Source organism: Paenibacillus sp. LX16 (assembly GCF_036252815.1).
In the GTDB taxonomy this organism is placed as follows: domain Bacteria; phylum Bacillota; class Bacilli; order Paenibacillales; family Paenibacillaceae; genus Paenibacillus; species Paenibacillus polymyxa_B.
Map to the genome: position 1 here is coordinate 555,176 of NZ_CP141152.1, position 19,676 is coordinate 574,851.

General features: G+C 45.3%; 20 protein-coding genes and 1 pseudogene. 13 read left to right on the plus strand and 8 right to left on the minus strand.

The window, feature by feature from the left end; translation table 11 throughout:
• Positions 1–178: 178 nt before the first annotated feature.
• The 3 genes from T3H97_RS02485 to T3H97_RS02495 all read right to left on the minus strand — a co-directional run bounded on the left by T3H97_RS02485 (position 179) and on the right by T3H97_RS02495 (position 2,150).
• On the minus strand, positions 179–1,078 hold the full coding sequence (locus T3H97_RS02485; RefSeq protein ID WP_328801588.1) for an alpha/beta hydrolase family protein: 900 nt from the start codon (positions 1,076–1,078) through the stop codon (positions 179–181).
• Positions 1,079–1,224: 146 nt separating this feature from the next.
• Entirely contained in the window at positions 1,225–1,590 is a 366-nt protein-coding gene (locus T3H97_RS02490; RefSeq protein WP_328801589.1) for a cupin domain-containing protein, read from the minus strand.
• Positions 1,591–1,607: 17 nt separating this feature from the next.
• Positions 1,608–2,150 carry a GNAT family N-acetyltransferase gene (locus tag T3H97_RS02495; protein WP_250242673.1) on the minus strand — a complete coding sequence of 181 codons (543 nt, stop codon included), beginning with the start codon at positions 2,148–2,150 and terminating at the stop codon, positions 1,608–1,610.
• Positions 2,151–2,296: 146 nt separating this feature from the next.
• On the opposite strand from T3H97_RS02495, the pseudogene T3H97_RS02500 reads away from it, so the two are divergent.
• A pseudogene (locus T3H97_RS02500) lies at positions 2,297–2,925 on the plus strand (aminoglycoside 6-adenylyltransferase).
• A complete protein-coding gene (locus T3H97_RS02505; RefSeq protein ID WP_328801591.1) occupies positions 2,909–3,502 on the plus strand; it encodes a dienelactone hydrolase family protein in 594 nt (197 codons plus the stop codon). The pseudogene T3H97_RS02500 and the gene T3H97_RS02505 overlap by 17 nt, the downstream one beginning before the upstream one ends.
• A 245-nt stretch (positions 3,503–3,747) precedes the next feature.
• Here the strand turns inward: T3H97_RS02505 and T3H97_RS02510 are convergent, their stop codons facing one another.
• Complete coding sequence (locus T3H97_RS02510; protein ID WP_328801592.1) at positions 3,748–4,437, minus strand: ArsR/SmtB family transcription factor; 690 nt, start codon at positions 4,435–4,437, stop codon at positions 3,748–3,750.
• A 98-nt stretch (positions 4,438–4,535) separates the two neighbouring features.
• Here T3H97_RS02510 and T3H97_RS02515 point away from each other — a divergent pair, with 98 nt between their 5' ends.
• The 3 genes from T3H97_RS02515 (at position 4,536) to T3H97_RS02525 (ending at position 8,474) form a co-directional block, all read left to right on the plus strand.
• Positions 4,536–5,174 carry a flavin reductase family protein gene (locus T3H97_RS02515; protein WP_328801593.1) on the plus strand — a complete coding sequence of 213 codons (639 nt, stop codon included), beginning with the start codon at positions 4,536–4,538 and terminating at the stop codon, positions 5,172–5,174.
• Between the two features lie 152 nt (positions 5,175–5,326).
• Complete coding sequence (locus T3H97_RS02520) at positions 5,327–6,619, plus strand: homocysteine synthase (protein ID WP_023986774.1); 1,293 nt, start codon at positions 5,327–5,329, stop codon at positions 6,617–6,619.
• A 190-nt stretch (positions 6,620–6,809) separates the two neighbouring features.
• Entirely contained in the window at positions 6,810–8,474 is a 1,665-nt protein-coding gene (locus T3H97_RS02525) for a CoA-disulfide reductase (RefSeq protein ID WP_328801594.1), read from the plus strand.
• Here T3H97_RS02525 and T3H97_RS02530 read toward each other — a convergent pair.
• The gene (locus T3H97_RS02530; protein ID WP_103046838.1) at positions 8,459–8,827 is read right to left on the minus strand and encodes a VOC family protein; all 369 of its coding nucleotides are present in this window, start codon (positions 8,825–8,827) and stop codon (positions 8,459–8,461) included. The two genes, T3H97_RS02525 and T3H97_RS02530, sit on opposite strands and share 16 nt — an antisense overlap.
• 141 nt (positions 8,828–8,968) lie before the next feature.
• On the opposite strand from T3H97_RS02530, the gene T3H97_RS02535 reads away from it, so the two are divergent.
• The 6 genes from T3H97_RS02535 to T3H97_RS02560 all read left to right on the plus strand — a co-directional run bounded on the left by T3H97_RS02535 (position 8,969) and on the right by T3H97_RS02560 (position 14,840).
• A complete protein-coding gene (locus T3H97_RS02535; RefSeq protein ID WP_023986776.1) occupies positions 8,969–9,298 on the plus strand; it encodes a hypothetical protein in 330 nt (109 codons plus the stop codon).
• Positions 9,299–9,635: 337 nt separating this feature from the next.
• Complete coding sequence (locus T3H97_RS02540; protein WP_023986778.1) at positions 9,636–9,758, plus strand: hypothetical protein; 123 nt, start codon at positions 9,636–9,638, stop codon at positions 9,756–9,758.
• A gap of 99 nt (positions 9,759–9,857) precedes the next feature.
• Positions 9,858–10,166 (plus strand): hypothetical protein, encoded by a 309-nt coding sequence (locus tag T3H97_RS02545; protein WP_134904522.1) that lies wholly within the window; start codon positions 9,858–9,860, stop codon positions 10,164–10,166.
• Between the two features lie 785 nt (positions 10,167–10,951).
• Positions 10,952–12,454, plus strand: coding sequence for an HD-GYP domain-containing protein (locus tag T3H97_RS02550; protein ID WP_250268991.1), 1,503 nt, complete (start codon positions 10,952–10,954; stop codon positions 12,452–12,454).
• Positions 12,455–12,627: 173 nt separating this feature from the next.
• Entirely contained in the window at positions 12,628–14,073 is a 1,446-nt protein-coding gene (locus tag T3H97_RS02555) for an ATP-binding protein (protein ID WP_328801595.1), read from the plus strand.
• Positions 14,074–14,120: 47 nt separating this feature from the next.
• Positions 14,121–14,840: an NAD(P)H-binding protein gene (locus T3H97_RS02560; RefSeq protein WP_328801596.1), complete on the plus strand. Its 720-nt coding sequence runs from the start codon at positions 14,121–14,123 to the stop codon at positions 14,838–14,840.
• A 77-nt stretch (positions 14,841–14,917) separates the two neighbouring features.
• Here the strand turns inward: T3H97_RS02560 and T3H97_RS02565 are convergent, their stop codons facing one another.
• The gene (locus T3H97_RS02565) at positions 14,918–16,186 is read right to left on the minus strand and encodes a DUF4179 domain-containing protein (protein ID WP_328801597.1); all 1,269 of its coding nucleotides are present in this window, start codon (positions 16,184–16,186) and stop codon (positions 14,918–14,920) included.
• The gene (locus T3H97_RS02570) at positions 16,183–16,710 is read right to left on the minus strand and encodes an RNA polymerase sigma factor (protein ID WP_328801598.1); all 528 of its coding nucleotides are present in this window, start codon (positions 16,708–16,710) and stop codon (positions 16,183–16,185) included. Before T3H97_RS02570 ends, T3H97_RS02565 begins: the two co-directional genes overlap by 4 nt.
• A gap of 263 nt (positions 16,711–16,973) precedes the next feature.
• On the opposite strand from T3H97_RS02570, the gene T3H97_RS02575 reads away from it, so the two are divergent.
• On the plus strand, positions 16,974–17,354 hold the full coding sequence (locus tag T3H97_RS02575; protein ID WP_013308546.1) for a RidA family protein: 381 nt from the start codon (positions 16,974–16,976) through the stop codon (positions 17,352–17,354).
• 327 nt (positions 17,355–17,681) lie between these two features.
• Here T3H97_RS02575 and T3H97_RS02580 read toward each other — a convergent pair whose 3' ends face one another.
• Entirely contained in the window at positions 17,682–18,437 is a 756-nt protein-coding gene (locus T3H97_RS02580) for a TspO-related membrane protein (protein WP_328801599.1), read from the minus strand.
• 243 nt (positions 18,438–18,680) lie between these two features.
• Here T3H97_RS02580 and T3H97_RS02585 point away from each other — a divergent pair, with 243 nt between their 5' ends.
• On the plus strand, positions 18,681–19,631 hold the full coding sequence (locus tag T3H97_RS02585; RefSeq protein WP_328801600.1) for a bile acid:sodium symporter family protein: 951 nt from the start codon (positions 18,681–18,683) through the stop codon (positions 19,629–19,631).
• Positions 19,632–19,676: the final 45 nt, after the last annotated feature.

Genomic DNA, 19,676 nt, shown 5'->3' on the forward strand with positions numbered 1-19,676 from the left:
AGATATACTTAAATTACATTTATGGAGACAAAGGGGTGCTGAAAAGAGAGTCCTGCAAAACGAATACAGTTTCTTTAAAATGTCCAGTGGAAATAAAGCTTTAGACTGAACAAAAATCAAACAGCGGCAGACCAAGACTTGAAAAATAAAGTCTTAGGCAGCCGCTGTTGTCATCCAACTAACGTGTATGAGCATATAGAAAATCCAATATGTCAGCATTAAGTCCCCTATGGAAATGTTCGCGATCAAAGCCGGGAGGGTCTTGCGATGGGAGAAAGGCTCGAGTCCTCATCGATTTCGGGAAAGGACTCAGAAAGGAGAAATGTCCGGCGTTTTTTACTGTTTTGTATTGTACCTTCTTAGGGTCCAGCACGCCATCCAATATTATACGCGCGTGTAAAGAAGGAGTGTACTGATCCTTCTCTGCATCCATCATTAAGATAGGTAGATTAACCGTACGCAAGCTATCTTCAGCTTGAAACCAGACCGACGCTGGCGCTAGTAAAACGAGGCATTTTACTCGGTAATCTGGTGTAACCTCTATAAACTGGGGCTTTCCGTCCGAGGTCTCGTGAGGAAAAGAAGTCGGCACGCCACCTGCCGCTGCTAATACCGTATAACCACCCATGGAATGTCCAATGAGCGACACAGCATTCTGTATCAAATTGTCCTTGAACAGCATACTATCGAAAAACCAATCGGTGGCCATATTAAGATGTCTAGGTCTATAGATAAGATTCTGGGCAGTCCCTTCCAGACTATTATCATTTCGATTGTTAAATGGATGCTCTGGAATGCCGACAATAAAACCATTACGTGCTAAATACTGCGCCAAAATCCGATACACAAGCGGTGTACTGCCAGTACCGTGAGAGATGATAACCAAAGGGAACCTTCCTTCCGATGGCTCTGCCTCTCTCGCCAACTCTAACTGGTATGGACCCAATCGCTCTATTTGTTCGGGTTCGTCCGTTGGATACATTACCATCATGGGAAATGTAATGCCTAGAGAGGAATCCTTTATTTCTACTTCTCGCCATCCTGCATAACTATTCTTAAATTCTGCGTTTCTTATCATCCACTATACTCTTCCTTTCTCGAAATTTTTGTTTAACTATCCCCCTGCCCGTCGCTTAATGCAATAATAGAAAGCTACGGAGTGCATACGCCCCATCTCCGATCAGCTTCAATTTTTCTTGTTCACTTCTAATTATTGCTATATATTCAAATCCAAGTATCATTGGCTGCCGTTAATTCTGACTCTGCTCCTCCAGTATTTACTACGCCCCTCGGCTCTACTAGCATGATATGGCACTCCTCATGGGCGAAAGGTTTATGTTCGACCCCCTTAGGTACAATAAACATCTCTCCCTGAGAAACTTGTACCCGTCCATCTCTAAAATCAATGAACATCTCACCTTCAAGTACAATAAAGACCTCGTCGGTATCCTGATGATCATGCCATACAAAATCCCCAACTATTTTCACCAATTTAAATTGATAGTCATTCATTTCACCAATAACTTTCGGAGACCAATGATCACTAAACTTAGATAACTTTTCATGCAGTTTGATTGATTGATACTTCATAATACCCTCCTTTTAAACTAGATATCCTCTGACGGATTTATAATCGCCAGTACCTGGTGATCCTCCCACTTTCCGTTGATCTTTACGTTGCTTCGAGAGATGCCTTCTTTGTGAAAGCCAGCCTTCTCAAGCACACGGATGGATCCTGGATTCCGAGGAGAGGCTTCCCCGAAGATCCGGTGAAACTTTAGCTCATCGAAAGCATAGCGAACCACTTGCTTCACCGCCTCCGTCATATAGCCCTTGCCGTTATATGCTTGATCTAGGCTGTATCCGATCATACAGCTCTGAAGCGGTCCTCTCACCACAAAAGATAGACCTATGCTGCCTATAATCCGGTCATCCTCCTTGTGGCATACCACAAAGGAATATTTCCGATCCTCCATCATGTCGGCCTTGCTCTTAATAATCGTCTGTAGCTGGTACTCTTCCGTATAGTACTTCTCTTGGTTGTTTGGCGAAAACTTATCAAAGAACTCCTGATTACGCTTGTACATTGCTGCCAACTCTGCGGCGTCCGTCTCCTCAGAGAACCGGATGTATACTCGCTGCTCCGACATCTGCACCATCCTTCCAAACTGTAATATTGAAAGAATTATATCACAGGCTGAAGATTGGGAAATTGATTTGATGATTGGTGTATATCAGGCATCATTCCTTTGAATGTTAACTAAAAATATATACCGTAATTATTGGATTGGATATAATGTTTTCTAAAAAAGGAGGATATATTCTCGTTCTCTTTGACCAAGGGGCTGAGGTTGATTTTCTATTCCGTCATGCTTCTGATCTGGATCATATAATCAAAAATGGACGTATTCCTGAAGGGTTTCAGCGGGGGGTCAGGATGCTGCTCGATAAGACGGGGAATGGAAATCAAATCATTTCTCAAACCACAACGATCCCGGATACTCCTCCAATATCTGAAGGTGCTTATCTACAGGTTGTTAACATGTATTGCTTCGCCTCTCTATATGTGGCTAAACAGATTTTGCGCAATGATCTGTGGGTAGCTAAGCAAAGAGATACGGACTGTAAACAATTATTGCTGCAAATGATAGAGTGGCATGCAAAAGCTGTACATGGATCGGAATATGATACTTGGCATGCAGGGAAATTCATGAATGAATGGGCTGATCAAGATGTTGTTACTGATTTGAAAAAATCTTTTGGGGAATACGACCCAATCATAGTTGGGAAGCACTGATCGTATCCTTTGAGTTGTTTAAACGATTATCCTCGGAAGTGGCAGCTAAGTATAAATACGCGTATCCGGATGAATTATTTTCCCATATTCAAAACTGGTTAGGGGGACAATATGATAAGAATAGATAAAAAGTCGGGCACCTTAATTGTTGTGCTGCATGAGATTTATGGGATTAACCAGCATATACAAAATTTTTGTAGCCTATTATCAGATCAGGGTTATGACGTCATTTGTCCAAATTTACTAGGCAAAGAAACGCCTTATGACTATTCGCAAGAGGAAAGTGCCTATACCAATTTTATAGAAAATATAGGATTTGAACGCTCTTCCTATTATATTGAAAGTTTATTATTAAGTACTCGAGCTCGTTATAAAAAGGTATTTATCGTTGGATTTAGCATAGGGGCAACGATTGCCTGGCTGTGTAGTCAAGAAAAGTATGTTGATGGAATTGTAGGATACTATGGCTCTCGTATTAGGAATTATTTAGAAATAACTCCACATTGTCCAACACTGCTTTTTTTCCCACAGGAAGAACCATCATTTAATGTGGATGAGCTCATTTCAATTTTAGATAACCGTAATATCCGGGTACATAAATTCAGCGGACAGCACGGATTCAGTGATCCGTACTCTCCCCGATATAACGTACATTCGGCTCAGCAATCATTTAACGAAACGGTAGAGTTCTTCAAGAGAGGTTGATCAATGAACAGCTTCATCCAGCCCACACCTGTTTCATTACTCTGGGGAAACGCACAGTCTTGATATGCGGATTAGTCATATGTATACACATCATTGACTATGAAAAGGAGACGTATATGGCTGTGGCTACCTTTTTTTCATAATACCATACAACCTTCTCCGGCAGATGGGGCAAAAGCGGCGGATCAGAGCGGGAAAGCTTCTTAATTTGAGGTAATGCGAAATAATAAAAGGACCCTGATGATTTAGTCGACCTCTATCGAAAATATCTCTTTAAAACCTCTTTTACCATCGGCTGTAATACGTATCGCGCGGGTTGTGGGCAGACGCTCGATCCAATTTAATTCGAATAATCTGTCCAGAAGTGCATTTCCTAAAGCACCTGCAAGGTGATGGCGTCGTTCACTCCAATCCAGGCATTTATGTGAAAAGGAGCGGCGCTTTTGTCTTGTTTTTGTAAGGTCAATCTGAAAGTCAGTGAAGAAAGCCTCTCCTTGTTCCGTGATATGAAGCCCGTCCCGATCCTCGGAAAGAATACCCTTTTGAATGAAAAAACTCATGAGCTGCACGCCTAATTGACCCGCAACATGATCGTAGCAAGTTCTTGCCAACCGTAGGGCCTCGTTTTCGGAGGCATGTTTGAATGAATGGATGGGGACAGACGGAGCTATGGATAAAAATGATTCCATCACCCGGGCAACTTCGGGGTCTTGAATGCCATAGTAACGGTGACGCCCTTGTTTTTCTACAGTAACGACTTGTGCCTCGGTCATTTTAGCCAGATGGAAGCTGGCCGTTTGCGGTTTGATGCCTGCCATATGGGCCAATTCACTTGCCGTGTGGAACCTGCCGTCTAATAAAGCGGTGAGTATAGCTGCACGGGAAGGCTCGCTAACAAGAGAAGCAATCATGGCTACATTTGACTTGGTGCTCATGGCACGGTTATCCCCCTTTGTAATCCATACTTCGATGAAGGTTGAAATATTTATATTTTACAATAGGGAGGCAGATCTGAATAGAAGGAGAAGAGATAATGAACCCAATAAATCAGATGAATGAGATGAATTATAGTTCAGACGTTAAAACGATTAACCCTAGCATTTTATATTACGGAACCCCTGTGATTTTACTCAATACGCTGAATGAGGATGGAACGACCAATATTAGCCCCATTTCCTCTTCGTGGGCATTAGGAGATTGTGTGGTACTAGGCATTGGAATAGGTGGGAAAGCATTTGAAAATATGAAGCGACATCCCGAATGTGTAATCAACGTCCCGGGGCCTTCAATGTGGGAAAATGTAGAACGTTTAGCCCCTTATACAGGCAAGAATCCTGTTCCAGCTGAAAAGAAGGAACATGGATTTATGTACCATAAAAATAAGTATGAGATCAGCGGACTAACTTCGATTGAGTCGAATAGGGTCAAGCCCGCCCGAATCAGGGAGTGCCCTATTCAAATTGAAGCTAAGGTGAAGGATGTGAGAATCCCTAACCATTCTCCTTATTTTGTGATCGTCGAAACTCAAGCCATACAGGTGCATGTTCATCAGGATATCATCCTCGGTGAGAACCATATTGATCCGACAAAGTGGAGCCCACTCATCTATAATTTCCGTCATTACTTTGGTCTGGGTGAGTATTTGGGCAAAACCTTCCGATCCGAAACCTGATATTTCGACAAAATAATAATATCCTACCTGAATAATAAGAATTATCTTCCCAAATCGTTCTTTTTGTGCGAGAATGATTGAAAAATCATCCATGAGTACGCATACAGGAAGAGACGATTCATACAGCACGTATAACAAGGGAGGAAATAATCATGTCAGAAGAACGCAAGCTGTCATTTGAAACTCTCGCTGTCCATGCTGGACAACAAATTGATCCTACTACCTTTGCCCGTGCCGTTCCGTTGTATCAAACCACTTCATATGGATTTCGGGATGCGGAGCATGCGGCTGATTTGTTCTCGCTGAAAGAATTCGGCAACATTTATACGCGTCTGATGAATCCGACCACGGATGTATTCGAGCAACGGATCGCAGCACTGGAAGGCGGGGCTGGCGCGTTGGCAACGGCTTCGGGAGCGGCGGCGATTTCCTTCTCCATCCTGAACATTGCTGGAGCTGGGGATGAAATTGTGTCGGCCTCCAGTCTGTATGGCGGTACCTATAATCTATTTTCTACAACCCTGCCGAAATTGGGCATTAAAGTACATTTTGTCGATTCGGATGACCCAGAGAACTTCCGCAAAGCCATTACGGATAAGACGAAGGCATTATTTGCCGAAACGATTGGCAACCCACAGGGCAATGTGCTGGATGTGGAAGCTGTAGCGGCGATTGCGCACGAATATGGTATTCCGCTGATTGTGGATAACACGTTCCCAAGTCCTTACTTGTTGCGTCCTATTGAATACGGAGCAGACATTGTTGTGCATTCGGCAACGAAGTTTATTGGCGGGCACGGTACGTCTATTGGTGGGGTGATCGTGGACAGCGGCAAGTTTGACTGGAAAGCGAGTGGTCGTTTCCCAGGACTGACTGAGCCGGACCCGAGCTACCACGGAGTTGTTTACACCGAGGCGGTGGGGCCTATCGCATATATTATCAAGGCAAGGGTGCAATTGCTGCGGGACTTGGGAGCGGCCATTTCTCCGTTCAATTCATGGCTGCTGCTTCAGGGCTTGGAGACACTTCATCTGCGGTTGGAAAGACATAGTCAGAATGCCTTGAAGGTAGCGCAATATCTCGAAGGCCACAAGGATGTGGAGTGGGTCAGCTACACCGGGTTGCCGAGCCATCCGTCCTATGAATTAGCTCAAAAGTATTTGCCGAAAGGACAAGGAGCAATCCTGACCTTTGGTATTAAAGGTGGAAGCCAGGCGGGAAGCAAGCTGATTGCGAATGTGAAGCTGTTTTCCCATTTGGCGAATGTGGGTGATTCCAAGTCTTTAATTATTCACCCGGCAAGCACAACGCACCAGCAGTTGAATGTGGAAGAACAGGTTGCTGCCGGAGTCAAACCAGAGCTGTTACGCCTATCTGTCGGGACAGAAGCGATAGACGATATATTGTACGATCTGGAGCAGGCGATCGCGGCCAGCCAGCAGTAGTAGCAGTAGACTCTTCTTAGACTAAGTGTGACAGAGCATTCGTGTAGCATCGCAAGTGATTTTTCGACCCAGATCAGTATTCGTTCAATGTTTATCAGGCGGGGGGCAACCTCCGTCTTTTTTTGCGTGTTGACACCATACCCCCATAGGTATATATTATACCCCATAGGGTATATAAGGAGGGGAAGAAATGGGTAGGAAAATAGTTATTATTGGCGGGGTAGCAGGTGGAGCTTCTGCTGCTGCGAGATTGCGTAGATGGAATGAGGAAGACGAGATTATTCTGTTTGAACGCGGAGAGCATGTTTCTTTTGCGAACTGTGGCCTTCCCTACTATATTGGCGGGACAATCCATGCGCGGGAGAAGTTGTTTCTCCAGACGCCTCAAGGGATAAGAGACCGTTTTAATATAGATGTAAGGGTACTGAAAGAAGTGATACAAATAGACCGCGAGCAGAAGCTCGTCCGCTTCCGCGATATGATTACAGGGGAAACAGATGAGCAGCCGTACGATATTGTGGTATTGTCGCCGGGAGCCAAACCGATGATACCGGACATTCCCGGATTACATGAAGCTGTGAATGTATTTACATTAAGAAACATTCATGACACGGACGTCATTAAAGCATATGTAGATGAAAGACATCCCCAGCATGTCACGGTGATCGGGGCCGGATTTATTGGGCTGGAGATGGCCGAGAATTTGCGGGAGCGTGGACTTGCAGTAACTATTATTGATATGGGTCAACAATTATTGAATCCGCTGGACCCTGAAATGGCCAAATGGGTAGAACAGCATATGAGGCTGAACGGGGTGGGGGTGCGTTTAGAGGAAGGAGTCACGGCTTTTGAAGAGCAGGGGACACAACTTCGATTGACCTCCGGGGGTGTGCTTCATACGGACATGGTTATTCTGGCGATCGGTGTTGTTCCTGAAAATGAGTTGGCCAAGCAAAGCGGATTGGAAATTGGTTTTCGCGGCGCCATTCAGGTCAACGCCCAACTGCAAACCAGCGATCCGGCCATTTATGCGGTGGGGGATGCCATCCAGGTCAAAGACCGCAATCATGGGTTTGCAACGATGGTATCACTAGCTTGGGGAGCCAATCGTCAGGGGCGTTTGGTAGCGGATCATATTAACGGTCAAGCCATTTCTTATGATGGGGCGCTTGGAACATCCGTAATTAAGACCTTTGCATTGACTTCAGCTTCTACAGGTAATAATGAAAAAACATTACAGCGGCTGGGCGTTCCTTATCAGGCTGTTCATATTCATCCTGGTTCGCATGCCGGCTATTACCCTGGCGCATCACCCATCGCTATGAAGCTGCTCTTTAATCCCGAGAACGGGATGATCTATGGGGCGCAGGCTGTTGGATCTGATGGAGCAGACAAAAGGATTGATGTCATTGCAACCGCTATTCGTGGCCATTTGAACGTCCGTGAACTGGCTGATATTGAACTTGCTTACGCACCGCCATATTCGTCAGCAAAAGACCCTGTGAATATGGCGGGCTACGTGGCTTCGAATATCATGGACGGGCTGGTCCAAACGATACAGTGGCATGAAGTTGATGATTTTCACCGCAATGGTGGTCTTATTATTGATGTTAGGGATGCAATGGAGCTACAGGCAGGAACCATTCCAGGTTCGATTCATATTCCGCTGGCCGAGATTAGAGAGCGGATGGCAGAAATCCCTCGTGAACTGGAGATCGCGGTATCCTGCCAAGTCGGCCTGCGAGGCTATATTGCGGCCCGAATTTTGACTCAAAACGGTTATCGGGTGAGGAACGTTGATGGTGGCTATAAGACGTATTCGGTTATGGCTGAACGTGTTCATCTCTTAAAATAGTTCATCACCCATCCAATCTGGTTGAGGTGATCTGTTACTTCGCCGTGCAGCGCACCAAAGAAAGTATCTTGTAGCTCCACGGTAACGGTACCTTTTTCTGCTAGTGCGCGGTAAGCCTGCTTAAGCTCGTCCTCACTTTCACAGTCGAGAATGATTTGTACATGCTGTGCTTTCAGCGGCTTACCGTAGGAATCCGAAAAATGGATATGACTGCTACCCAGGTGAAGTTCAGCGTGCAAGAGTCTGCCTTCCTGCTTGTTTAGCACTTTGATTTTCCCGCCTAAGACAGACTGGTAATAATCAATTGACTGCTGCACATCGTTTACAATGACAAAAGGACTTGCACTTCTCATGGGATCATTTCCTTTCATGTCTTTGGTGTAGGATCGCTACTGTACATTATTTACGTTATCCGCAGGGTTTACCCCTTTTCTGATCAAATTATGGCTTGGTTCACTGTGTGACGTCTGTTACAATAGAATAGGCATATACGAATGGATAGAAAAGAGGTTGAACAGGTGGGCACTTCAGTGATTTGGGAAGCAGTTATATATTGGGTGATCTTGGTGATTTCCGCTCTGTGCGTGATCGCAGTATCTGGTACTCGGAAGACAGCAAGCACGATTATTTTAGCGCCCGTTGTTTTGTTCTGTACCATATTTATGATGCAGGGATCAGTGTTTACTGCCATGAATCACCCGACGATGGGGTCTAATGTCGGTTTGGGTATGGCATTTCTGACAACATGGGTGGTCAGCGGAATATTGTTTGCTGTAGCGCTTGTAATTGCTTTTATTAAATATAACAAGAAGAACAAGGCGTAATTTAGCCTTAACCTCAGATGGATAAAGGCTTTCGGTGATGTGCCGAAAGCCTTTTTTTGTATTTTTTTACGATACAGGATGTCTCTGCTTATCTGCGTCTTCTCATAAGCAATACAACGATCAGCACGACGATGATCACGATCAATAGGAATTTCATATTCAATAACCTCCTTGGTCTGTCTCATATTTGGTATTAACCACTTTTAGTTAGTATGTACCGATGAATCTCAAGCAAGTATTTATTGTTGATTACCTGGGAAAAATTAGAATGTGGGACTAAAAAGAGGTTTACAGGCTTAGCTGGAAAGTGTATACATAAAGTAAGGAGGCGATTGCCATGAGTGATCGTGCATTTCATTTGTTCTATATTATTTTCTTAACGGTTCTGGCACTTGGAAGTGTTGGTGGAATCGCCTGGTGGCTGCGCTCTGTCGGTCGTCAGGAGAAGGAAAAAAACTAAATTCAGCATGGGCATACAAGCCCGAATGCATCTTCCAGTAGGAGGGTGCATTTTTATGTGTTATAATGAGAACATATGTTCTATGTAGGAGGGAAGACGATGTTGCCAGATTTGGAACGAAAGCTGCTACGTATTTTGTATAATTATTTCGCTCAGCATCGCCACATGCCCACAATGGCGGAATTGACCGTAAAAACGGGCAAGCGAGACGCTGAAATTACAGTCGCCTTGCGACATATGGAACAGGAGCGTTACATCACTTGGGAAAACAATTCGGGTACCCAGCATGTTGTTTTACTGGAAGGGTGGGAACGTCCCTCGACCCAAAGGCGCACCCAAGCGGAAACAAGACGTTCCACTACGCAAACAATGCCGTCCGATGGTACAGAATATTGGACGAATTATTAGAAGGTATATAAAACTGGAAAATTAATGAGTTTTTAAGGTGCATATCATTTAGTTTTAAGAAAGCGAGACTATAATGACCCTATTAACCCCTTTTTGATCAAGCTATAGGCCCTGCCGATGTATCGGCAGGGCCACTTTTTTGTTCATAGATATGCTTTCCGTATATGAAAAATCCCCCGGGGATCATCCGGAGGATGGTGCAGTTTGCATATACTGCACGGCCTGCTCAAACTACAACGTTTGATGGCATAATATATATTCAACCCCTGCTACCTTGCATTATATGGTCAGCATGTTCGTAAGGGGCAGTGTGATTCCACTATTCATTTTCCAAACGACAAAAGCCCTACCTCTCTTTCGTCCTTGCGGCTCCGATGACCGCGCCAGTGTGAATGTGAAAATCTTCGGCAAAAGCTCAAAATTCTACATTAGGGTTATACATAAAATTTGGAGAAGCTCCATACGGTGATTAGGAGTAATAGCTTGTTGCGTGGAATCTTATGGGGTTAATACATATTTCAATAGTATAGCAAGAATGATTATAAAACACAAGTCATTTTTGGTTTTTTGATGATTGACTGGAAAAAATGTTGGCTAAAATGTCCTTCCCTCGCGAGTTTCTTAATTAAGAATAAGATGATTTTCCATCTATAAATTGCAGATTAAAAGCCGTCCTCGTATTTATGTAAAATGCTCGAACAAGAAGGTAAACTTTTGATGGTTGGACTCCGATATTGAATACACAAGATATTTTAGAGTGTACGGATGAAAAGAGGGGTAGCAATTTGCCGACCTATAAGCGCTTTATTCAGCATGTTATCCTGAACTATATTATAGGTTCGTTTATCGCTGTATTGTTGGTAGGTATGATTTTTGTATTTTCCACGTTAAATGTAGCCCACTATGAAATTCTGGGTCTTGTTAAAATTATTGCATTTTCCAGCGTTATTATGATTGCTTGTGAAACCATAGTGTTTCGAATGCATTTGAGACCCGTTCATCGTTTTTTTCTAGGTAACCAGGAAACGCTTAAGGATGTAGAAGCGGTGTATATCCGGGTTCATCATCTGCCTAATTTGTCAGTTTTACGTATTGTTGGACCGCATTTGTTAGGCTTCTCTATCCCGGCAACCGTTATTGCTTTATGGATGATACATACTGGACAACTTACTTTTCCCTTTTATTATGTAGGAATCGCCTGTATAGGAGCTTGTCTGGTCGCTTCCATGCACGCACTGGTTGAATTTTTCCTGACAATGAGAGCAATCAAACCTCTGCTGGAGGAAATTCGTGATCGAACCTACCAGCAATATGGATTAAACCTGTCCCTGCGAGGAAGAGTCCTGCTATCGCTTCGGCATAAATTTCAGTTAAGCGCGACGCTCATTGGTGCTTTTCCTTTATTTTTATTTTGTTTAGCTACACAGATTCGCCTGGAACGTTTGGAGGCGACGGATTCTAGCTCCTATTGGGCTTGGGCGGGTACGATTTTAATTTTTGGTGTAGCCTTTGCTTATCTGGGCGGCAGGTTGCTGACCCGTGAGATCGAACAACCGATCCACCATCTGCTGGAAAAAATGAATGAAGTGAAGGAAGGTCGCCTGAACAGTAATGCCAGCGATTTGTATTCGGACGAATTTGCGGAGCTGGTCGAAGGATTTAACATGATGATCGAGGGCCTGAAGGAACGGGAAGAAAAGAACGGTCAGCTATTGGACAGTTACTTCGCCACCTTGGCGGCAGCACTGGATGCGCGAGATGCCTATACCGCAGGACATTCTTTGCGTGTAGCTGAATACTCCGTACTCATTGGGCGCAAGGGAGGTTTGAATGAGACGGACCTCGACTTGCTGCGCAAAACAGCCTTGCTGCATGATATCGGTAAAATCGGCGTGGCTGACGCTGTGTTGCTCAAGGACGGCAAGCTGACGGACGAGGAGTTTGATCAGATTAAAATGCACCCGGTTATGGGAGAGAGCATTCTCCGGCAAGTTGAACCGGCTTATGCTATGGCCCCTTATTTGCCTGGCGTGCGCTCGCACCATGAGCGTTATGATGGCAAGGGATATCCTGATCAGCTCGCTGGGGAAGATATCCCCTTATTTGGGCGAATCATTGCTGTAGCGGATGCTTATGATGCGATGACGTCTGATCGTCCCTATCGGCAAGGTATGAAGGAAGAGAAGGCGGTTATGATATTGGAAGAGGGAAAGGGAACCCAATGGGACCCTTATTTTGCCGAATTATTTGTCAAAGAGTGGCGCCGGAACAAAGGCATCACAAGCTGACTCTATAGGTATCAGCACTAGGGCGAGCCATTGAGGTTCGCTTTTTTTATATACGGATGTAAGACCTTTTGACATGTCGAAAGATGGGGCTTCATGTTATGATGTACAAGAAAGGCAAACGCGGTTAACATAGGCCTGGCATCCAATTTTTTGCGCTATGGGAGTGTGAGTCCATGCAATTTTCAATGATGTTTTTAATGAATTTAGGGATGCTGATTGCCGTTGCCTATGTGGCGAACGTGATTTATAAATATGGTTTGAGTCGTACCTCTTCGCGGTTCAAATATGTCAGCTCGGTGCTGCTAGTGATATTTGGCGGATGGGTCAGCTCTTGCTTTGGTTTTAACTTTAGTGAAACAGTTATTTTTGATCTGCGTTTCGTACCGCTGATTATCGCGGCGTTGGTGTATCCCCGCTCCTATACGCTTATTATTATTGGGGTCGCAATCGGACTTACGAGATTTACCTTCGGTTTGCATACGGCGGCGTGGGTCGGCTTTTTGAATATGAGCATTCTGGGCGTACTGTGCGCCGGATTGAACTACTGGATGCGTCGTTCCACCTGGCGTTTGATTATCAAGGCATCAGTGACCATTTTAGCAGTTAATATCGTAAATACGTTAAATATCGCCTTTCTGGGCGTCATTCCTTGGCGCTATTATGTAGCGGAGGTTGTTCCTCTTACACTGCCTATCGGCATCGTACTCAGTTTTTTATTTGCTCTGATTTTACGGGACTTTCAGATGGAGCAACAGCGGAATCATCAGATTAAGCAGGCGAATGAGTTGTTATCAGAGCAGCGAGATGAGTTGCAGAAGGCAAAGGTCATTCTAGAGGAACGTGCCAAGCAACTGATGATGGCTTCCCAATATAAATCCGATTTTATGGCAACGATGTCGCATGAGTTACGTACACCTCTTAACAGTATCATTAATCTGGCGCAAATTATCAACGAGCAGGGAAAAGAGCTGGATGAGGACGAGCTAGACCAGTATAGTGATCTAATTTATGCCTCAGGGCATGATTTGCTCCAATTGATCAACGACATTCTGGACCTATCCAAGGTCGAGGCTGGGCACATGGAAATCGTAAGTGAGCCAGTCAGTGTACGTGAGATTGCGCAGGTGATGATGATGCATTTTGAAGTCACAGCGAAGGATAAAAATCTGGAATTCAGCTTGAAGGAGCATGGGCCTATACCGAACGAAATCCGGTCTGATTCCAAACGCGTACAGCAAATTTTGCGTAATCTATTGTCCAATGCCTTTAAGTTCACTCATAAAGGACGTGTATTGCTGGAAATCAGTACACAACATCTGGATCGAAAGGGACAGGAGGGAGATTGGGTTGTATTTGCTGTAAAAGATACGGGCATCGGCATTTCCAAGCTTCAGCAACACGTTATTTTTGAGGCATTCCAGCAGGCGAACGGTTCCATTAATCGTAAATATGGAGGAACTGGGTTGGGATTGTCCATCAGCCGTGATTTTTCCCGCTTGTTGGGCGGGTTTATCCGTCTGGAGAGTGAGGAGGGCCATGGAAGTACATTTTCCCTGTACCTACCGATGTGTCCGTCCAAAAGCAAGGAGGCGGACGAACAGCCGTTTAAATTAACCTAATCGCAATTTGTAGGAGCAGGAGCGCTATGGCACAAAGGAGGTCTATCATGGAACGCAAAGCGGTCGTTGTGGGTGCAACAGGGCTTGTCGGGGGTTATGTTGTACGAGAGCTGCTGGTGCAAAAGGAATACAACCGCGTCATGGTTATGGGCAGACGTCCATTGGACATCAAGCATCCCAAGCTGGAGCAGGCGCTCATCGATTGGGAACAGCCTCAGAAAGCTGCGCTCGCCTTCGAAGGGGTGGATGATGTTTTTTGCTGCCTTGGGACAACGATGAAAAAGGCGGGCTCCAAGGAGCAGTTCCGTCTGGTGGATCTGGACTACCCGGTGCTGACAGCCCAGTTGGGCAAAGAAGCTGGAGCGGTACAGATGCTTACGGTCTCTGCGATGGGCGCCGATCCGGATTCACGCGTGTTTTATAATCGCACCAAGGGTGAGGCTGAAGAGGCGCTTGCTGCTGTCGGATTGCCTGCGCTGCATTTGTTCCGTCCGTCGCTGATTTTGGGCGCGAGACCTGAACGACGTTTGGGTGAAGCCGCTGCCGCTGTTGTCATGAAAGCGCTGGACGGTCTGATGACGGGCAAGCTCGCTTCCTACCGCGCCATCCCGGCCCCAGTCATTGCACGAGCCATGGTACGAATTGCTCTCGCACAGGCGAGCGGCGTACATATTTATCCGAACGACATCATTCGGGTCATCGGAGCTGAACTAACTTCCGATGATGAGGAACCTGTTACTGGAACAGCTCCTGATGAGAATGTGTAAAACCACAGCTAGGGTTAAAAATGACAATAACGCCAATGTTGCCCGATGATTCGGGTTGCAGTGGCGTTATTTGTGTTTTATTGGTGGTTTGTATGTTGCGGCACATCTATCGTAATCTCTAATTCATCAATGTAATGGCGTGTCCAGTTGCCATTAGCATCGAGTAGGGCACTGCCTCCTGGTTGTGTTGGCAATATATAAGGCTTGAAGATGATCTTCTGGGGAGTGTCCACAAAAGGAGTAAATAGGGTGATCATTTTGCTCTCACGTTCTTTAGTAAGGGGAACTCCAGAACCGCTTAGGAGTTGGAGTTCTCTTCCCTGCTCGTCGAATACCGCATAATCAAGCATATCCAATTCTTTTTTGGTGTACTGGATCGTTTGTCCATTTTTGATGTCATTGTACTCTCGCTCCACGGTGTACTCATCCGGCATATGTGCAATATCGGTCAGCATTTTAAACGACGTTGTGATCTTGGTCGTGATGGGTGTGATTTCTACCTTTTCTGCCGTAAATGCAAGATACGGATTAGATATACTCAATTGCAGCTGAAGTAACTTGTTATTTATTTTAGTTTTATGAACTGTGGCTTGTATGCGAAACGACTCGGCTACACCTTTTAACTTGGCATATACCTCTAGCTCAAACTGATCTGGTAAGGCGGGTTTACCACTGGCAGGGTCACGCATATACGCAATCAGCATAGAATTACTATCTTTGCCTGGGCGGCCATACATGAAATTAAAGGCGCCATTATTGCTATTGACCGATGTCCCATTGATGAACAGGTCCACTTTCTCCAGAATGTCCTCTTCGGGCTGTCCTTGCGTTTGGATCGCCGGATATAGGGTTTGATGTTGTGAATCTCCGCCGCTCTTTTCCAACGCGACGACCAAGCGTATCCCGTCAAATATGATTTGTGGTACCTTTAATGTAATACCGCTATGGGTAACACTGAGATTCGAGGAAGTTGCCAACCCTTTCTGATCAGCGGTTTGCAGCCCGAGATCCCCAGCAAGCTTGAACACGCTGTCTACAAGGGGAACCTGTTTCAATGATTCTGCCATTGTAGGCGAAACAAAGGCGCTACCAATGATCATAACGCTAATGACAGCCGCAGAAGCAGCGGCAATTGCGGTCCCCCGAAGAAATTTTTTGCCCGGTCGATGTAAGGAAGGATACTTGGATAACGGCTCCACATCCGATTCCATTTGTGTGTAAAATGCATCTAAGCGTGCTCTTACCAAATCGGGAATCATTACCGTGTCTGCGTTCAAGTTTTCTTTTTCTGATTGTAATTTCCGATCCAGCTCTTGATTCTGTTTCTCAATCTCTGAAGGGCTCATTGAAAGGTCACCTTCCTTTCTCCACGATTTTGTAGCAGGTCCATTAATATTCTGCGAGCACGGTGCAATCGTGTTTTGACGGCCCCCTCTGATACATCCAGTACCTCTGATATTTCTCTGATCGGCATATCCCGCAAATAGTGCAGGGAAATTACGGTTCGCATGGATTCCTCCAAGTGGTCGATGGCCTCGCGCAGTTCGATTTTTTCATATTCGCCCGAGGTGGAGGGTTCCTTTATAAATTCCGCCACGGGGACGATCCGTTTTTGCTTGCGGATAATCTGATGGCACTCATTAATGAGGATGCGAAGCAACCATGTTTTAAAATAGCGAGGTTCACGCAGCTCGCCCAGAGACTGGTATGCCTTGAGCATTGCCTCTTGCATCGCGTCCGCGCAATCTTCATTGCTGCGAAGAATGGAACGCGCCATGCCGTACATATCGGATTCCATATGTTTCATCAAGGCGACGAATGCCTTGCGGTCCCCCTGCCTTGCTTGGTTTAGGTTTGTTCCGAGATTCAAAGGATGGTGCTCCTTTCCCGTCTATACTAGCTATGGTCATTGTACCTGTATCTGGATTTGTAGAATTTATGTAGCAGGTTACAGGAGTTAGATGATACATAGGGGCTAAAGGTTACAGCGGAAATAAATAAAAAATATAGTACTGTCGCAAAATGATGTATTAAAGGAAACCCACTGCGTTATTCCGTCGCACGGAATAGTGGCTTTGGACTTCACATGCTATAATACGGTGAACCAGTATCAGGAAGGAGAATCCAACCCTTATGAAAAAAACAATTGCTACTGAAAAAGCACCTGGTGCTATCGGCCCTTATAGCCAAGCGGTAGAGGCAGGCGGGTTTATTTACACCTCGGGACAGCTTGGGCTGAATCCGGCAACAGGTGAGTTCGGTAAGGATGTACAGGAGCAGGCACGCCTGTCCTTGAGCAACGTACAAGCCATTCTGGAGGCGGCAGGCAGCAACATGAACCAGGTTGTGAAAGCGACTGTATTCCTGAAGGACATGAACGATTTTGTCAGCGTCAATGAGGTGTACAGTTCTTTCTTTGAGCAACCCTATCCAGCACGCAGTGCGGTGGAGGTAGCTCGTCTGCCTAAGGATGCACTGGTGGAGATTGAAGTCATTGCATTGAAGGGCGAATAGTCTGAAAGGTCCGTTCATAAAATAAAAAGTTTGTATGGCAACCGGGTGTCCCTATTAAATAGAGGCACCCGGTTGCTCAAATTTAATGTGTTTTGTTTGGAATCTGAACGATTTGTTGACATGATTCTTCGTTTGTATGAAAAAAGGTCGGATTATATTATCAATATGAAGAAAATAAATGCAGATCACTCGACAAGCAAGCTTATAGATTTGATTAAAGTCTATACCTAATCACATAGTTAAAATGAATAAACAAAGCAAGCGAGCTTGGGCTAGATAATTCAGACCCAACTCGCTTGCTTTTGCTAGTAGATAACAATAGTTTCTTTAATCCCGATCTCGATTACGGGCAAAGAATAGACATAGCGCGTACACCAGAATGATTACCGCCAAGATCCATGCAGCCAGCCGTACATTTTCATTGTTCGGATGCTCGACGGCGATGGCGACATAGGCCCATACAAATACGAGAGGATAAATGCTGTCGCGATAAGGGAAGCTGACCATGATGGCCAATACGGTGCCGATGAGCAGGATAATGATCGCCCATGTCGTATCACTCAGTCCCCAGCCACTCCATTCATTCTTTTCCAGTGCCACTGCAATGTTGATAATAGTAGCAACGGATACCCAACCGAGGTTGAGGCTGAACGTTAGCTTGACGAACCACATTTCTCCGCGGGTTGGCTGCGGCGTGCGGGTACGTACATACACGACGCTCAAGGAAAGCAAGTATAGAATAATGACGATGACGCACAGCTCTACGTATACATACTGCCAGAGGAAAATCCAGATGATATTGAAGAGACAGCTTAGAATGAAAAAAATACCGATGGACTGAACGCTTGTCTTGGCTTGCCCTGTAGGTGTAGCTTGGTACACGACAAAGCAGGCGAGCAGTACGTAGATGACGGACCAGATGGAAAAAGCGTAACCCGCTGGTGTGATTAAGGTTGGGTACATGTTGGATACAGCAGCAGTGCTTCTGCCGCCGATAGGAAGTGTAGAAGCCAGAATGTTAACGAGAACGACAGCGATAAATGCAATAATATTCCACCATTTATACGGATGGCTTCGTGACATAGGGATATCTCCTCCTCAACGAATGCTGACCCAAAATGACCGACTGGTCACAATCTTCTATTATGAATATACCCACTTTGCTTTCGAATATGTCCTAACGGGAAAAAGTTTCTTGATCCCGGTATAATCATAAAAAGTTGTATGTATATGCAGTCATATGTAGTACAATGGTGAAAATTTTAAGCACTATATAAGCTGAAATTCCTCAAGTTCAACTTATATGGAAGTAAGGAGATAAGTAGAATGAATGGCTTGGAGAAAGTAGGGAAATTTGTAGGAGGAACCTTTTCCATCTGGGTACTTTTATTTGCATGCTTGGGATTTTTCTTTCCTGCGGCGTTTACAGGGTTAAAAGGATACATACAGTTATTTCTGGGCATTGTCATGTTCGGGATGGGGTTAACTTTATCTGCGGCTGACTTTCGTGAAGTATTCCGGCGTCCAGTGGATGTGGCTATTGGTGTGGTCGGGCATTATCTGATTATGCCGTTTCTGGCCTTTGGATTGGCATTAGTATTGCAGCTGCCACCGGATATTGCGGTAGGTGTCATTTTGGTAGGCTGTTGCCCGAGTGGAACCGCGTCCAACGTAATGACGCTCTTATCCAAAGGCGACGTGGCATTGGGAGTATCGATTGCTTCGGTGTCGACGCTGATTGCTCCACTGGCTACTCCGGCCATGATTAACCTGCTTGCTGGACGTTGGATGAATATTAATGCGAAGTCGCTGATCATGGATATTCTCATCGTGGTTATTGTCCCCATTGTGCTGGGTGTTATCGTCAAATCGCTATTTCGCAAACAGGCAGAAGCCAGTGTCCAGGCGCTGCCGCTTATATCAACACTGGTGATTATGCTCATCGTGGCTATTGTGATTGCAGGCAGCAAAGGCAAGATTTTGGAGACAGGTCCGATTATTTTTGGTGTGGTTATTTTGCATAACGGTATCGGGTTCCTGCTCGGATATTGGTTTGCCAAGCTATTCGGTATGAATCTTTCCAAGCGTAAAGCTGTTACGCTGGAAACGGGAATGCAGAATTCCGGACTGGGCGCTGCGCTGGCAGCAGCTCATTTTAATCCGATTGCTGCTGTACCGAGTGCGATTTTTAGCGTGTGGCATAATATTTCCGGCTCGTTGCTCGCGACCTGGTTTTCCCGCCGGGAGGAGAAGAACAGCACATCCGGGAACCATTAAGCTTTGTCAGTGGCTTGTGACAAGTGGCTGCGGTTCAGCTTTTTC

Coding starts and splice junctions, on each gene's coding strand:
- T3H97_RS02560 (WP_328801596.1), top strand. CDS start 14,121: ATGGAACGCAAAGCGGTCGTTGTGGGTGCAACAGGGCTTGTCGGGGGT.
- T3H97_RS02490 (WP_328801589.1), bottom strand. CDS start 1,590: ATGAAGTATCAATCAATCAAACTGCATGAAAAGTTATCTAAGTTTAGT.
- T3H97_RS02575 (WP_013308546.1), top strand. CDS start 16,974: ATGAAAAAAACAATTGCTACTGAAAAAGCACCTGGTGCTATCGGCCCT.
- T3H97_RS02515 (WP_328801593.1), top strand. CDS start 4,536: ATGAACCCAATAAATCAGATGAATGAGATGAATTATAGTTCAGACGTT.
- T3H97_RS02525 (WP_328801594.1), top strand. CDS start 6,810: ATGGGTAGGAAAATAGTTATTATTGGCGGGGTAGCAGGTGGAGCTTCT.
- T3H97_RS02495 (WP_250242673.1), bottom strand. CDS start 2,150: ATGTCGGAGCAGCGAGTATACATCCGGTTCTCTGAGGAGACGGACGCC.
- T3H97_RS02510 (WP_328801592.1), bottom strand. CDS start 4,437: ATGAGCACCAAGTCAAATGTAGCCATGATTGCTTCTCTTGTTAGCGAG.
- T3H97_RS02505 (WP_328801591.1), top strand. CDS start 2,909: ATGATAAGAATAGATAAAAAGTCGGGCACCTTAATTGTTGTGCTGCAT.
- T3H97_RS02545 (WP_134904522.1), top strand. CDS start 9,858: ATGTTGCCAGATTTGGAACGAAAGCTGCTACGTATTTTGTATAATTAT.
- T3H97_RS02485 (WP_328801588.1), bottom strand. CDS start 1,078: ATGATAAGAAACGCAGAATTTAAGAATAGTTATGCAGGATGGCGAGAA.
- T3H97_RS02580 (WP_328801599.1), bottom strand. CDS start 18,437: ATGTCACGAAGCCATCCGTATAAATGGTGGAATATTATTGCATTTATC.
- T3H97_RS02520 (WP_023986774.1), top strand. CDS start 5,327: ATGTCAGAAGAACGCAAGCTGTCATTTGAAACTCTCGCTGTCCATGCT.
- T3H97_RS02565 (WP_328801597.1), bottom strand. CDS start 16,186: ATGAGCCCTTCAGAGATTGAGAAACAGAATCAAGAGCTGGATCGGAAA.
- T3H97_RS02530 (WP_103046838.1), bottom strand. CDS start 8,827: ATGAGAAGTGCAAGTCCTTTTGTCATTGTAAACGATGTGCAGCAGTCA.
- T3H97_RS02585 (WP_328801600.1), top strand. CDS start 18,681: ATGAATGGCTTGGAGAAAGTAGGGAAATTTGTAGGAGGAACCTTTTCC.
- T3H97_RS02535 (WP_023986776.1), top strand. CDS start 8,969: ATGGATAGAAAAGAGGTTGAACAGGTGGGCACTTCAGTGATTTGGGAA.
- T3H97_RS02555 (WP_328801595.1), top strand. CDS start 12,628: ATGCAATTTTCAATGATGTTTTTAATGAATTTAGGGATGCTGATTGCC.
- T3H97_RS02540 (WP_023986778.1), top strand. CDS start 9,636: ATGAGTGATCGTGCATTTCATTTGTTCTATATTATTTTCTTAACGGTT.